The organism is Claveliimonas bilis (assembly GCF_030296775.1).
GTDB classification, from domain to species: domain Bacteria; phylum Bacillota; class Clostridia; order Lachnospirales; family Lachnospiraceae; genus Claveliimonas; species Claveliimonas bilis.
Genome location: NZ_AP027742.1, coordinates 2,973,128 through 2,987,992, shown reverse-complemented (window position 1 = coordinate 2,987,992; position 14,865 = coordinate 2,973,128). Strand labels below are relative to the sequence as shown.

The following is a 14,865-nucleotide window of genomic DNA, read 5'->3' as shown; positions in this document are numbered from 1 at the left end:
GTTCTAAATTTAGGACAAGAAATTGAATGTCATTTTCAACTTTTAGCCTTTTTGTAGGCGGATAAAATAATGTGTTTTGCCATAGCCGCTTCTTCCCTGGTGGCTTCCCTGGTATTTTCCAATGGGTAGGAAAGATGTAGGGTTTTATATTTTATTTTTCCCATGGAATGATAGGGAAGCACATCCAGGGCTTTCACGTTATTTAAAGTCCCCATAAACGCTCCAAGCTGTTCCAGATATTCCCGGAACAGTGTAATGCCGGGGACGACAACGTGACGGATCCATACAGGGACACCCCGTTCATCCAGATATTTGGCAAAAGCCAAAATCTGGCGGTTGGAATGTCCGGTCAGAATCTGATGCTGTCTGTCATCTATATGCTTGATATCCAGAAGGATGAGATCAGTCATGGATAAAAGTTCATCCAGCCGTTTCATAAAGGCATCATTGTGAGGATTAAACATGATTCCCGAAGAATCGATGCAGGTGTGGATGCCGTGTTTCTTTAGATCACGGAAAACCTCGATCAGAAAATCCATCTGCATCATGGGCTCCCCTCCGGTGACAGTCACTCCTCCATTTCTGTAGAAAGGAAGATTGGAATAAAAACCTTCCAGAACTTCCTGGACAGTCATTTCCGTTCCTTTTCCATACTCCCATGTATCCGGATTATGACAGTACTGACACCGCATGGGACAGCCCTGAAGGAAGATCACATAACGGATCCCGGGACCGTCCACAGTGCCGCAGCTTTCTATCGAATGCACAAAACCTTTCATAGCTTAAAGATTTTCGTGGAATGTCCTGGCAATAACGTCATCCTGCTGCTCTTTCGTCAGTTTGATGAAGTTTACGGCATATCCCGATACACGGACAGTGAGCTGCGGATATTTTTCGGGGTGCTTCTGGGCATCCAGAAGAGTTTCCTTTGTGAATACATTTACATTCAGATGGTGTCCGCCCTGTTCAACATAGCCGTCTAACATGGATACAAGATTATCTACCTGCTGTTTATTTACTGTCATAATGATTCTCCTTTCTATTTACAATACCAGTTAAATTACTCGCGGTCAATGCTCTCTTCGATATTTGGAATATTGCACGCCATATTTCCGCACTCTGCCTCCAGCCTGTCAAGATCCAGATCCCCGGCAAAGATCATGTCGTCCTTTCCGAGCGCTCCCGGAATGATGGAGAAGGTATTTGAGATACCATCCTGTGCATGGCGGAATGGGATCTTTGCAACAGAGGCAAGAGAAGCCAAAGCCCCGTGAGTGTCTCTTTGATGCATCGGGTTTGCACCCGGCGCAAGAGGCTCGCCCTGTTTTCTGCCATCCGGTGTATTTCCGGTCTTTTTACCGTAAACAACATTGGATGTGATGGTGAGGATAGACATAGTAGGAATGGAATGACGGTAGGTGTGATGCTTGCGGATCTTATCCATGAAGTTTCGGACAAGCTCTACTGCGATTTCATCTACGCGGTCGTCATTGTTTCCGTATTTCGGGAAATCACCTTCTACTTCGTAATCAACCACCAGACCATCCTCATCACGTACAGCCTTTACTTTGGCATATTTGATGGCGGACAGGGAATCGGCCACAACAGAAAGGCCGGCGATACCGGTTGCAAAGTAACGTTTCACTTCTCTGTCGTGAAGGGCCATCTGAAGCCTTTCATAGCAGTATTTGTCATGCATATAGTGAATGACGTTCAGTGTGTTGACATACAGGCCTGCCAGCCATTCCATCATATCGTCAAACTTCTGCATGACATCATCGTAATCCAGATATTCTGTTTCTACCGGGCGGTATCTCGGACCCACCTGTACCTTCAGCCGTTCGTCCATACCGCCGTTGATAGCGTACAGGAGGCATTTAGCCAGGTTGGCTCTGGCTCCGAAGAACTGCATTTCCTTTCCGACACGCATAGAAGATACACAGCATGCGATCGCATAGTCATCTCCATGGGTAGCACGCATCAGATCATCATTTTCATATTGAATGGAAGAAGATTTGATAGACATCTTCGCACAGTATTCTTTAAAAGCCCGTGGCAGCCTCGTAGACCATAATACGGTCAGGTTCGGTTCCGGAGCGGTTCCCAGGTTGTCCAGTGTATGGAGATACCGGAAGGAAGTACGCGTCACGAGCGGCCGTCCGTCGATGCCCACTCCTCCGATGGATTCAGTCACCCAGGTCGGGTCTCCGGAGAAAAGGGAATTGTATTCCGGAGTACGGGCAAATTTTACCAGGCGAAGCTTCATAATAAAGTGATCGATATACTCCTGCGCCTGTTCTTCCGTGATAAGCCCGCGGTCAAGATCTCTTTGAATATAGATGTCGAGGAAGGTAGAGGTGCGGCCCAGACTCATGGCAGCGCCGTTCTGCTCTTTGACGGCTGCCAGGTAGCCGAAGTAGAGCCACTGAATTGCCTCTTTGGCATTTTTGGCCGGCTTACTGATATCGAATCCGTAAATCTCACCCAATTCTTTCAATTCGCCGAGGGCCCGGATCTGTTCGGCCAGTTCTTCTCTTAAACGGATGTTATCTCCGGTCATACGGACAAGGGAGGTGGCAAGCTGCTGCTTTTTGTCCTCGATCAGCCAGTCAGTTCCGTACAGAGCTACGCGGCGGTAATCGCCGATGATGCGTCCGCGTCCGTAAGCGTCCGGAAGACCTGTGATGATCGCTGACTTTCTGGCAAGGCGCATCTCCGGCGTGTAGACGTCAAATACCCCTTGATTGTGAGTTTTCCTGTATTTGGTAAAGATATCCACCACTTCAGGATCTACTTCGTATCCATTCTCGTGGCATGCATTCTGTGCCATACGGATTCCTCCGAAAGGCTGCAGGGAACGCTTGAAAGGTTTGTCTGTCTGGAAGCCTACGATCTGTTCCAGGTCTTTGTTGAGATAGCCCGGTCCGTGTGAAGTAATGCTGGAGATGATCTTCGTATCCATATCAAGGACGCCTCCTGCCTCACGCTCCTTTTTAGACAGATCCATAACCTGTTCCCAAAGTTTTCTGGTGGCCTCTGTGGGGCCTGCAAGAAAAGCTTCATCTCCCTCATAGGGAGTATAATTATTCTGAATGAAGTCGCGCACATTGACGGATGTACGGTTCCATCTGCCGGGGCGGAAGCCGTCCCAGCTTTCAGAGATCCAATGTTTTTCCATAAAAGGTTCCTCCTTAAATGAGCTGTTTGATCAATTACCAACCGGTCAAACCTGATACAGACCGGTTAAGATTATTATATGAGAACGAATATCATTTAGTCAATAAGAATATTGTACTAAATTGAATACAGTATACAAAAATAATAGAAAGTTCTCAGTAAAATTTAAGAAAAATTTTTTACATTTTCCCGCTGTTTTGGTGTATAGTGTTTGTAGTTACGTAAAAAAATATGATGCAGGGAGAGGAAAGTAATGTGTAAAAAGTGGAAATTATCAGCAATCGTATTAAGCACAGCTTTACTTTTTTGCAGCTGCGCTGTTCAGTCCAATGACGGAGAAGAGCGGGAAACAACCGTTAATAAAACAGAAGAAAAAGTGGACAAAGAAAAGATCAGACTGGATGCCCTGAATCCGACAGCCTATGGAAATGTAGAAGGGCTGAATCTGGAGCCAGGAACGTATTTTTCCCTGCTCGGCAAGGCTGCCTCGGGAGATTATTGGGATAATGTACAAGAAGGGGCACAGCAGGCCGTGGATGATATAAATGAAGCGCTTGGATATAAAGGGGACGATAAGGTACGTATGGTATACAGCGGCCCCAGTGAGAATGGAAACGTAGATGAACAGGTGAACATCCTGGATGAAGAGCTGGCAAGATATCCTGCCGCAGTAGCGATTTCGATCATTGATTCACAGTCATGTGATGTCCAGTTTGACCTGGCGGCAGAGAACGGGATTCCTGTTGTAACCTTTGATTCAGGCAGCAACTATCAGAATATCATGGCAAGAATCAGCACAAACAATACAGCGGCAGCAGAGGAGGCGGCCGTACATATGGCAGAAGCGCTGGAGAACAAAGGAGAAGTCATGGTCTTTGTCCATGATTCCAGATCTATTACCGCAAAAGAGAGAGAAGAAGCTTTTGTCAATAAGATAAAGAATGATTATCCGGAGATGGAAGTGAAAAACATTTATTATCTGGAAGATCTGGATAGTCTGAAGCAGACTATGGCAGATGAGATAAATGGAGGAACTTATGCAAAGGCAGGGGAAGAGGCCAGAGTGAATGAGGATCCGGAAACGCAGGTTCAGGCAGCTGATATCACAGATGACGAACTGATGGATTATATTTTTGCAAAGAATCCGGATGTAAAAGGGATATATGGTACGAGCGGAAATGCAGTCATGACAGCGGCAGAGCAGTCCGCCCGTCTGGAAAAAGACGTGAAGATTGTAGGCTTTGACGCTACCGAAGAAGAGGTTCAGGCTTTGCAGGACGGCAGTATATACGGACTTGTAGCTCAGAATCCTTACGGAATGGGATATGCAGCCATTGTGGCAAGCGCCCGTTCTATTCTGGATATGGGAAATGAAGCGGAAATCGATTCCGGATACGTCTGGGTAGACGCAGATAATATACAAGAAGGCGAAATAGCAGCTATGCTCTATTAATTCCCTTTCTTGGGAAGAGAGAAGATAAACTCGGTTCCCACACCTTCAGTACTGATGACATTAATATTTTCACCATGGGCCTGGAGAGCTTCCTTAACAATGGCGAGCCCCAGGCCTGTGCCTTTTTTGTCCTTTCCGCGGGAGTTGTCGGTTTTATAGAAGCGCTCCCAGATTTTATTCAGGGCATCTCTTGGAATCCCTATCCCGTAATCTTTTACAGAAATGTGGATCCGGTCGCCGCGATCGGTTGTCTCTACAATGACGGTGGACTCCGGCTCGCTGAATTTAATGGCGTTGTCGATCAGATTATAGAGAACCTGCTGGATCTTACGTTTATCTGCATAGACATTCACATGTTTTGTGGCGAGAACAAGCTCGATAGAAATTTTTTTGTGGGTGCATGTTCCCTCGAAAGAGGCGGCCGTATTTTTAATGACTTCGTGAATATCAAAATTTTCCCTGTTTAAAAGAAGGTTATTTGTGTCAAATTCATTCAATGTGAGGAGATCCTGTGTCAGATCCGTCAGACGTTCTGTTTCAAAGAGAATGATCTTCAGGTACTTTTCCTGCATTTCGGGCGGAATCGTTCCATCTGTCATGGCTTCCACATAACCTTTAATGGATGTAAGCGGAGATCGGAAATCATGGGATACATTAGCGACAAACTTTTTCTGATAATCTTCCATATCTTTGAGTTGTGATGACATATAGTTTAAAGAGGCGGACAGGTATCCCATTTCATCTTCCGTGGTGACAGGAATCTCGTAGTCCAGATTTCCCGAGGCATACTGAGTCGCCGCCTCTGTGATCTTGCGCAAGGGACGGTATACGAGAACCTGAAAGGCCAGCAGTACAATAAAAGAGAGAAGGTAAATGATGATGACAGTAATGTATACAAACTGCATCAGCATGTCTCTCGACTGGGTGATATCTGATACGAATTTGTGGATCAGAAGATATCCGTCTGTGGAAAAACCGCGGATCACCGGGACCATGACGGTAAGAACGGATTCTGAAAAGTAGCCATGATAATTTCCCTCCTGATAAGTAGAACTTCCGTTTTCGGCCGGGTTGAAATTTTCAATCGCAGAGGGGGCGGATGGATAGATATCCGGATGGGCAGAAAACAAAAGAGTACCTTCCCGGTCTACCAGCCAGACAGAAGCGTCTGTGTAAGAACTCATTCCCTCCAGCTGCATACGAACTTCAGAAGAAGATAAGAATTCGTTGAAATAATCCGGAAGATAATCATTGGCAAAGACAGTAGCTTCGGAATAGAGTCTGCTGGCAGCAGATTCCTTGAGACTTGTGTAAGTCAGACTGGAAGTCAATGTGGCAGCAGTGAAAAGGGCCAGAAAGCCAAACACAATATAAATAACAATAAATTTCAGATATAGTGTGCTGTTAAGCGGAAGGGTAGCCTTCCGCTGATTTTGTTTAGAACGGTGAAAGATCATGACTGTTCTCCATAGAAGATTTATTTCATAAAAGATTTACTTAGCCGTTACTTTACTTCAAATTTATAGCCGATTCCCCATACTGTGCTAAGACTCCAGGATGGATGATCCTTGATCTTTTCACGGAGCCGTTTGATATGGACATCTACTGTTCTTGTGTCGCCGATGTATTCATAGCCCCAGATCTGATCCAGAAGCTGTTCTCTTGTAAATACCTGATTGGGCGAGGAGGCAAGGAAATAGAGAAGCTCCAGCTCTTTGGGAGGCATATCCACATTTTTGCCGTCTACAAGAACAGAATAGTTTGTAAGATTGATCGCGATACCGGGGTATTCCACGTATTTCCCGCGATCTTTTTCCGGTTCCTCTGTCTTGACAGGATGATACCGCCGAAGGACAGCCTTCACACGAGCCACCAGTTCTTTGGAGTCGAATGGTTTCAGAATATAGTCATCGGCACCCAGTTCCAGCCCCAGAACCTTGTCAAAAACCTCACCTTTTGCGGAAAGCATGATGATAGGCGTCTGAGAACGGCTGCGGATTTCCCGGCACACCTGATAGCCGTCAATACCGGGCAGCATCAGATCAAGGAGAATCAGATTAGGCTGATAAAGATCAAAGGTTTTTAATGCTTCTTCTCCGTCGTGGACCATCATTGTGTCAAAACATTCCTTTGTCAGATACAGCGAAATCAGTTCAGCAATATTTTCGTCATCGTCTACAATTAAGATTTTCTGTTTCGTTACCATAGTTCTCCCCCTGGTTACTTAAATTCTACAATAGTTACGCCGGCATCTCCCTCGCCGAAAGCGGCAAGGTGATAATTTTTCACATGTTTTTGACGGCGAAGATAATTATGGATTCCATTGCGGAGCGCTCCGGTTCCTTTGCCGTGAACGATCCGCACCTGGTTAATATGCGCAAGGTAAGCGTCATCCAGATATTTATCCAGTTTGGCAATCGCCTCATCCACTGTATTTCCCAGAAGATTGATCTCCGGGCTGACAGAAAGGGATTTGCCCATCTTCATTTTGCCCTGGGATGTATTACGTCTGTTCTTGGCAGCAGTATATACCGGCTTTTCCTCAATGATCTCCAGATCGGAAATATTAACCTGCGAGCGGAGTATTCCCATTTGCACTGTTACATTTCCGCGGGAATCGGGAAGAGAGGTAACAGTACCGTTTAAGTTCATGCTGAGGACACGGACAGATTCCCCTAATTTGAAATCGCCTGGTTTGTGAACCTTGGCAGGCTTCCTTGTCTGCAGGGAATTTCCGGACTCTGATGCGGCGATCTTGCGGCGGAGGCGTTCCCTTTCTTTCTCCATCTCGGAGGCGGAAATGTTTTCCTTGCCGAAACGCCGGAAATTTTTCATTGTTTCATCGGCCACATCCTTGGCTTCCTGCAGGATAGTGCGGGCCTTTTCGTTGGCTTCATTGATGATGCGTTCCCGCTGCGCATCCAGTTTTTCCTGTTTTTGTTTCGCTTCGGATTTCAGTTTTTCCAGCTCCCGCTTGTAAGCGGCAATCTCCTCCTGCTCCCGGGCAATGGTGCGCCGGCTCTGTTCCAGATTGCTTAAAATGTCCTCAAAGGATTCATCCTGGGAGGAAAGCTGACGGCGGGCGTCCTCAATAATGTAGTCGGGAAGCCCCAGTTTGCTGGAAATGGCAAAGGCGTTGCTCTTGCCGGGAATACCGATCAAAAGACGATAAGTGGGACGGAGAGTTTCCACATCAAACTCACAGGAGGCATTTTCCACGCCCTTCTCCGAAAGGGCAAATACCTTCAGCTCACTGTAATGGGTGGTTGCCATGGTGCGGATTCCCTGCCGATGAAGATGACTTAGGATCGCAATGGCAAGAGCTGCACCTTCTGTAGGGTCTGTTCCGGCGCCCAGCTCGTCGAAGAGGACGAGAGAAGACGGAGTGACCATTTTCAGGAAGGAGACAATATTTGTCATATGAGACGAGAAGGTACTTAAGCTCTGCTCAATACTCTGCTCATCTCCGATATCTGCATAGACATTTTCAAAAACACCCAGTTCAGAGCGGTCCAGGGCGGGAATATGAAGTCCGGCCTGTCCCATGAGGGTGAAAAGTCCCACTGTCTTCAGGGAGACAGTTTTTCCCCCGGTGTTGGGACCGGTAATGATCAGAAGATCAAAGGTATCCCCCAGCGTCACGGTGATGGGAACTACCTTTTTCCGGTCAAGGAGAGGATGGCGGCCCTCACGTATATGGATGCGCCGGTCCTGATTGAAGACCGGACGGCTTGCGTTCATGGACAGTGCAAGACTCCCCTTTGCGAAAATAAAATCAAGGGTAGTCATGATCTGGTAATCGGCGCGTATGGCATCGATGTGCTCGGCGGCAGCGGCGCTAAGAGAGGCCAGGATCACCTGGATTTCCTCCTGTTCCTTGCCGTACAGCTCCTTTAGGTCGTTATTCAGCTTTACAACAGACATTGGTTCGATGAAAAGAGTGGATCCGGTGGCCGACTGGTCGTGGATCATACCGGGAACCTGGCTTCTGTATTCTGCTTTGACAGGGATGCAGTAACGGTCTCCCCGCATGGTGATCAATGCGTCCTGAAGATAACTGCGCATGGAACCATTTACAAGGGAGGTGAGGGTGGAATGGATCCGGTCATTTGCAAGGCCGATCTGCCGGCGTATCTGCTTCAGGGCAGGGCTTGCATCGTCGCTGATCTCCTCCTCGCTGATGATGCACCGTTCGATCTCGGACGACAGAACGGTAAGGGGTTCGATCTGTTCAAAATACGGGTCCAGACAATCTGCAAGATCGTCCGTTGTCTCGTGGCGTCCGTAGGATTTCGCACGGTTTGCAGCCGAGAGAAGCTTGCAGATGCGCAGCAGTTCTCCGGCTCCTAAAGTTCCGCCGATTTCCAGGCGTTTCAGAGAGTCGGATACAGGATAACAGCCGCTAAGAGAAAGTTTTCCTTTGCGGACGATCCTTGAAAAAGCGGCTTCTGTTTCCGCCTGTGCTGTTTCGATGGCAGTTAAGTCGGCAGACGGTTTTAAAGCCCGGCAGGCGCGTTCGCCTCCGGGACAGGTGGCCTGCTGTGCCAGAAGTTCGATGATTTTGTTGTATTCAAGTTTATTCAGTGTTTTTTGATTCATATATATTCACCTGGTTGTTGGATTGTTGTTTGTGTAGTGTGCCCGGTGGCTTTGTGAAAGACAAGTCTCCGCAAAGAGCCATGCGAGCTCGAGACAGAAGTCTCTCGCTCACGGGCATTCGCCCTAAGAAAGACAAGTCTCCGCAAAGAGCCATGTGAGCTCAAGACAGAAGTCTCTCGCTCACGGGCATTCGCCCTGAGAAAGACAAGTCCCCGCAAAGAGCCATGCAAGTTCGAGACAGAAGTCTCTCGCTCACGGGCATTCGCCCTAAGAAAGACAAGCCCCCGCAAAGAGCCATGCGAGCTCGAGACAGAAGTCTCTCGCTCACGGGCATTCGCCCTAAGAAAGACAAGCCCCCGCAAAGAGCCATGTGAGCTCGAGACAGAAGTCTCTCGCTCACGGGCATTCGCCCTATGAAAGACAAGCTCCCGCAAAGAGCCATGCGAGCTCGAGACAAAAGTCTCTCGCTCACGGGCATTCGCCCTATAGAAATACAAGATACCAGCAGTGTCTGCAAGCAGCCCCTGCTGATCTCTTGTATTTCTGCATGGCTCTTTGCTTACGTGGACATTATACCCCATTTGAGGGGGAAAGGAAAGGATAAATGTTGAACATTGCGGGGCGATATTGTATACTAAAAAAAGGATTGTACGAGGAGAAGATGCGTCATGGGATATCAGGAAGAACCTGAAGAAAAGAAGGATGATTATGCTTTCCTTCAGGAAACGATTAAGGATGAAAATGGCGGACATAACAAGCTCCGGAATATCGTTTTAAAGTATGCAGGCCTTGGTCTTGTTTTTGGCCTTGCGGCATGCATAGGATTTTGTGCGCTCAAACCCTGGGCAGAGGAAAAATTTGCCGGCAATCCGCAGAAAATTACAATTCCTGAAGAGGAAGAAGAAGAGACAGAAGCAGAAGGGCAGGGAGAAACGCAGGAGGCGCAGACTCTGACAGTTGAAGACTATGAGGAAATGAATCGGGCTCTTATAAATATAGGAAATACTGTAAACCGCAGCATCGTGGAGATCAGGGCAGAAGGGAGCGGTAAAGAGTCGGATGAGGAACCGGCGGTATCCAGTGCAGCAGGAGTACTCTTTGAAGATAATGGGACAGAACTTCTTATTTTGGGAAGCAGCAGAGTATTAAGCGGCAGTGCAAATATCACGGTCAAACTGGCGGACGGGAAGACTTATCCGGCAAGCCTGAAAAAGAGAGACGATAATCTGGGTATTGCGGTTCTGGCTGTAGCCAAAAATACAGTGTCGGAATCTGCATGGAATCAGATTCAGATTGCTACATTGGGAAGTTCCAATAGTATTTTGAAAGGTGAGGTAATCCTTGCTTTGGGAAGTCCATTCGGTTATTACGGAGGAATGGGGATCGGCATTGCGGCTTCTACTGCAAATAGAGTAATGAAGTATGATGGGCAATATGATCTCATTTGCACAGACATCCCGTCTTCACAGGCAGGGACAGGTATTTTGGCTGATACGGACGGACAGATCGTTGGAATCATAGATCAGACGCTTTTGGGTGAAGAAGGGCAGGGGCAGGTCATCGCCTATGGCATTTCTGATTTGAAAAAAGCCGTTGAATTTCTGTCGAATAATAAAGCCGTTCCTTATCTTGGAATCTTAAGCGTGACAGTAACAGAGGATCTTGCAGAACAGCAGGGGCTTCCGGAAGGAATTTATGTGCAGGAAGTTGCAGCGGATTCTCCGGCCATGAAGGCAGGGATTCAAAGCGGGGATGTGATCACCCGCATTGGAAAAACCAGTATTTCCACGCTGAGTGGATATACGAATGCCCTGATGGAACTGGATGCTGGAAAAGAAATTAAAGTAGAAGGAAAAAGACAGGGAAACGGCGGTTACGTGGACATTGATTTTACAGTGGCCATAGGAAGTAAAGAATAACAAAAATCAGACTAGAAAGAGGCAGCTATATGAGATATATCAATACTCTCTGCGAGGGAGAGACAATTCGGAACATTTATCTTTGCAAAGGAAAACGTTCTGCAGAAACAAGAAACGGGAAACCATATGACAATCTGATCCTACAGGACAAGACAGGAACACTGGACGGGAAGGTCTGGGATCCAAATTCCGGAGGAATCGCAGATTATGATGAAATGGATTTTATTGAAGTGTATGGAGAGATCATCAGCTATAACAATGCGCTTCAGATGAATATTAAACAGATACGGAAGGCATATGAAGACGAATACAACGCCGCTGATTATATGCCGACAACCGAGAAAAATCCGGAGAGTATGTATCAGGAACTACTGGCGTACGGCAAACAGATTAAAAATCCATATCTTCGTCAGGTGATAGAATATTATTTTGAAAAAGACGAAAAATTTATTAAAAAGTTTAAAGCACATTCGGCAGCCAAAAGCGTACATCACGGATTTTCCGGAGGCCTTTTGGAACATACATTAAGTGTCGTGAAATTCTGCGAGTACATGGCAGGTGCATATCCGATCCTCAACCGGGATCTGCTCTATACGGCAGCAATGTGCCACGATATCGGGAAAATGAAAGAACTTTCCCCCTTTCCGACAAACGATTATACCGACGATGGTCAGCTTCTCGGACATATTGTGATCGGCGTGGAAATGATCAGCGACGCAATCAGAGAAATACCGGACTTTCCGGAAAAACTGGCAAATGAACTGAAACACTGCGTTATCGCTCATCACGGCGAATTGGAATACGGTTCACCGAAAAAGCCGGCTCTGGCAGAGGCGATGGCGCTTCACTTCGCAGACTGCACAGACGCAAAAATGCAGACACTGACAGAAATCTTCAAAGACAAAAACAGCAAAGACTGGCTGGGATATAATCGCCTGTTCGAGACAAACCTGCGGAAAACATCGATATAAATGTGAATAAACTGTTAACGGGGACGTAGTAAACTTCAAAAGTACTACGTCCCAAATTGATATTAATGGTGGGTATTTTTGTAAAAATGGAGTATTTTTATGCAGAAAAATGATATTGTTACAGTAGAAATCAAGGATATTGGCATCGGAGGAGAGGGAATCGGAAAGGTAGATGGATATACTCTGTTCATTAAAGACGCCATAGTTGGCGATGTGGTGGAAGCCAAAATTATGAAAGCTAAGAAAAATTATGGATATGCAAAATTAATGAATATTATTCAATCATCTGATGAACGAATTTCGGCAAGGTGTCCGGCCGCACGTCAATGTGGAGGATGTCAGATCCAGGAAATGAGCTATGACAGCCAGCTTGCCTTTAAACATGAAAAAGTCCGCAACAATCTGATTCGCCTTGGCGATATCAGTCCGGAAATGCTGGACAAAGTGATGGAGCCCATATGCGGCATGGAGCAGCCGTTTCGGTACCGAAACAAGGCTCAGTTCCCCATTGGAAGAACGAGGGACGGGAAACTGACAGTAGGATTCTATGCAGGGCGAACCCATTCGATCATACCGGTACCTGACGGTGACTGTGCGCTTGGAGCGGAAGAGAATCGAGAAGTACTTCAGATAATTTTGACTTTCATGGAAAAGTACAAAGTGGAAGCCTACAATGAAGAAACGCATACGGGATTGGTGCGTCATATCCTGATCCGAAAAGGCTTTACAACAAAAGAAATGATGGTCTGTCTTGTGATTAATGGAAAAACGCTGCCGCACAGTGATGAACTGGTCCGACAGCTTACCCATATTGAGGGAATGACGAGTATTTCATATAGTGTGAATGAGGAAAAAACAAATGTCATTATGGGAAGCTGTATAAAAACAATCTGGGGCAAAGACTATATTACGGATTACATTGGAAATGTAAAATATCAGATTTCTCCCCTGTCTTTTTATCAGGTGAATCCAATACAGACAGAAAAGCTCTATGGGACAGCCTTGGAGTATGCGGGCCTTACCGGAAAAGAAACGGTATGGGATCTATACTGCGGAATCGGGACAATTTCTTTGTTCCTTGCACAAAAGGCAAAGCAGGTATATGGAGTTGAGATTGTACCGCAGGCCATTGATGATGCGAAAAATAATGCCAGGATAAATAGCATTGATAATGCAGACTTTTATGTTGGAAAAGCAGAAGACGTTCTTCCTGAAAAATATGAAAAAGAGGGAATCTACGCAGATGTAATTGTAGTGGATCCTCCAAGAAAAGGATGCGAGGAAGCAGTATTAAACACTATGGTAAAAATGCAGCCTGACCGAATTGTATATGTAAGCTGTGATTCAGCGACACTTGCAAGGGATGTGAAGTATTTAAGGGAAAGAGGATATGAACTGGAGAGAGTTCGGGCGGTGGATATGTTTCCGCAGACGGTGCATGTGGAGACGGTTGTTCGGCTGACGAGAAAAGCCCAGTAAATCAAGGACTTCTTCCGATTCTGGGTAAAATGACTGTATGTTTCTGTTTCCGCAGAATGGGTATGTGGAAATTGCTTTACCCAAGGGGATAGACCTTGGAGAACAGGTGGTATACTTTTTTCATATTGTTGGGCAGAAAATGGAGGTGAGATGGAGTGAACCAAGATCCTTTTAAAGAATATATCAGAGAGTCAGAACCGGATAAACGGGATAAGGGGTATGCATGGCATACTGCCATTGGCCTTCAGGCTGTTGATGGTTTGAAAACATCTGAATATCTGGTGCATACAGCTGTCCGTAATATTGAGGGGGAGATATCCTTTGAAGAGGCAAATGCGCTTCTGTATGACTATTATGAAGAGAATCCTGCTCGCAATGCGTCAGATCGCACAGAGGAGGCGGATAAGGTCTCTGTCAGAATTGCGGAGCTTCTTTCAGAGAAAGCGTTCAGCTTCACGCCAAACCAATATCTTTCTATTCACAGAAAGCTGTTTAATGGCATCTATCCTCATGCAGGGTGTATCCGGGATTACAATATCACAAAGAAAGAGTGGGTGCTTGATGGAGCAACTGTACTCTATGGAAGTGCCACAGAGTTGAGGGCGACTTTGGATTATGATTTTTCAGAAGAAAGAAAGTTCTCTTATCAAAATCTTTCCATGGATGAGATCATTCGTCATCTTGCGGTATTTATTTCAAAATTATGGCAGATTCACGTGTTCGAAGAGGGGAATACCAGAACTACGGCAGTGTTCTTCATCAAATATTTGAAGACCCTTGGTTTTGACGTAACAAATGATATTTTTGCAGAGAATGCGTGGTACTTTCGTAATGCTCTTGTTCGAGCTAACTATAATGACCTGAAAAATGGTACACACGAGACGACAGAATTTCTGGAGGTGTTTTTAAGAAATCTTTTGTTGGATGAAAATCATCCGCTTCATAATCGGACATTGCATATCAGTGGTACTTTCAAAAAAGTAAAAAAACCGGACATTGGAGAATTGAAACCGGACATTGGAGAATTGAAACCGGACATTGGAGAGTTATTTCACCCCAAAACGGCAAGACATATCTTAAAGCTTCGCGAGGCATTTCCTGGTCAGGAGATCTTCGGACGTTCGGATGTGATGAAGGTAATTGACATTAAGGCCTCCAGAGCATCAGAATTTTTGAAGGAACTGGTAAAGCATGAAGTCATTGTGCCAGTATCCGGTCATGGAAAAGGAAAATACAGATTCAGATAATGGCAGAGTTGAGGCAATGG

11 protein-coding genes are annotated in these 14,865 nt (G+C 46.1%); 5 read left to right on the top strand and 6 right to left on the bottom strand.

The window, feature by feature from the left end; all coding sequences use genetic code 11:
• Positions 1 to 35: 35 nt before the first annotated feature.
• From pflA to pflB, 3 genes are read right to left on the bottom strand one after another with little or no spacing between them, the layout of a single operon-like run.
• Positions 36 to 779, bottom strand: a complete 744-nt coding sequence (gene pflA / locus R2J37_RS14440) for a pyruvate formate-lyase-activating protein (protein WP_230105048.1) — start codon at positions 777 to 779, stop codon at positions 36 to 38.
• A 3-nt stretch (positions 780 to 782) separates the two neighbouring features.
• On the bottom strand, positions 783 to 1,025 hold the full coding sequence (gene grcA3 / locus R2J37_RS14435) for an autonomous glycyl radical cofactor GrcA3 (protein ID WP_230105049.1): 243 nt from the start codon (positions 1,023 to 1,025) through the stop codon (positions 783 to 785).
• A gap of 35 nt (positions 1,026 to 1,060) precedes the next feature.
• Positions 1,061 to 3,178: a formate C-acetyltransferase gene (gene pflB / locus R2J37_RS14430; RefSeq protein ID WP_230105050.1), complete on the bottom strand. Its 2,118-nt coding sequence runs from the start codon at positions 3,176 to 3,178 to the stop codon at positions 1,061 to 1,063.
• Between the two features lie 252 nt (positions 3,179 to 3,430).
• Here pflB and R2J37_RS14425 point away from each other — a divergent pair, with 252 nt between their 5' ends.
• Positions 3,431 to 4,630 carry a substrate-binding domain-containing protein gene (locus R2J37_RS14425; protein WP_316265741.1) on the top strand — a complete coding sequence of 400 codons (1,200 nt, stop codon included), beginning with the start codon at positions 3,431 to 3,433 and terminating at the stop codon, positions 4,628 to 4,630.
• Here R2J37_RS14425 and R2J37_RS14420 read toward each other — a convergent pair.
• The 3 genes from R2J37_RS14420 to R2J37_RS14410 are packed head-to-tail and all read right to left on the bottom strand — an operon-like array spanning position 4,627 to position 9,229.
• Positions 4,627 to 6,087 carry a sensor histidine kinase gene (locus tag R2J37_RS14420; protein WP_316265739.1) on the bottom strand — a complete coding sequence of 487 codons (1,461 nt, stop codon included), beginning with the start codon at positions 6,085 to 6,087 and terminating at the stop codon, positions 4,627 to 4,629. The two genes, R2J37_RS14425 and R2J37_RS14420, sit on opposite strands and share 4 nt — an antisense overlap.
• Before the next feature lie 47 nt (positions 6,088 to 6,134).
• Complete coding sequence (locus R2J37_RS14415; RefSeq protein ID WP_230105053.1) at positions 6,135 to 6,836, bottom strand: response regulator; 702 nt, start codon at positions 6,834 to 6,836, stop codon at positions 6,135 to 6,137.
• Positions 6,837 to 6,850: 14 nt separating this feature from the next.
• Positions 6,851 to 9,229: an endonuclease MutS2 gene (locus R2J37_RS14410; RefSeq protein WP_316265737.1), complete on the bottom strand. Its 2,379-nt coding sequence runs from the start codon at positions 9,227 to 9,229 to the stop codon at positions 6,851 to 6,853.
• A 668-nt stretch (positions 9,230 to 9,897) separates the two neighbouring features.
• Between R2J37_RS14410 and R2J37_RS14405 the strand changes: the two genes are divergently transcribed.
• The 4 genes from R2J37_RS14405 to R2J37_RS14390 all read left to right on the top strand — a co-directional run bounded on the left by R2J37_RS14405 (position 9,898) and on the right by R2J37_RS14390 (position 14,845).
• Positions 9,898 to 11,148, top strand: coding sequence for a S1C family serine protease (locus R2J37_RS14405; protein WP_316265735.1), 1,251 nt, complete (start codon positions 9,898 to 9,900; stop codon positions 11,146 to 11,148).
• A gap of 29 nt (positions 11,149 to 11,177) precedes the next feature.
• Positions 11,178 to 12,119 carry a 3'-5' exoribonuclease YhaM family protein gene (locus tag R2J37_RS14400; RefSeq protein ID WP_230105056.1) on the top strand — a complete coding sequence of 314 codons (942 nt, stop codon included), beginning with the start codon at positions 11,178 to 11,180 and terminating at the stop codon, positions 12,117 to 12,119.
• A 99-nt stretch (positions 12,120 to 12,218) separates the two neighbouring features.
• Positions 12,219 to 13,598: a 23S rRNA (uracil(1939)-C(5))-methyltransferase RlmD gene (gene rlmD / locus R2J37_RS14395; RefSeq protein ID WP_316265732.1), complete on the top strand. Its 1,380-nt coding sequence runs from the start codon at positions 12,219 to 12,221 to the stop codon at positions 13,596 to 13,598.
• A gap of 155 nt (positions 13,599 to 13,753) precedes the next feature.
• Positions 13,754 to 14,845 (top strand): Fic family protein, encoded by a 1,092-nt coding sequence (locus R2J37_RS14390; RefSeq protein ID WP_316265730.1) that lies wholly within the window; start codon positions 13,754 to 13,756, stop codon positions 14,843 to 14,845.
• Positions 14,846 to 14,865 lie beyond the last annotated feature (20 nt).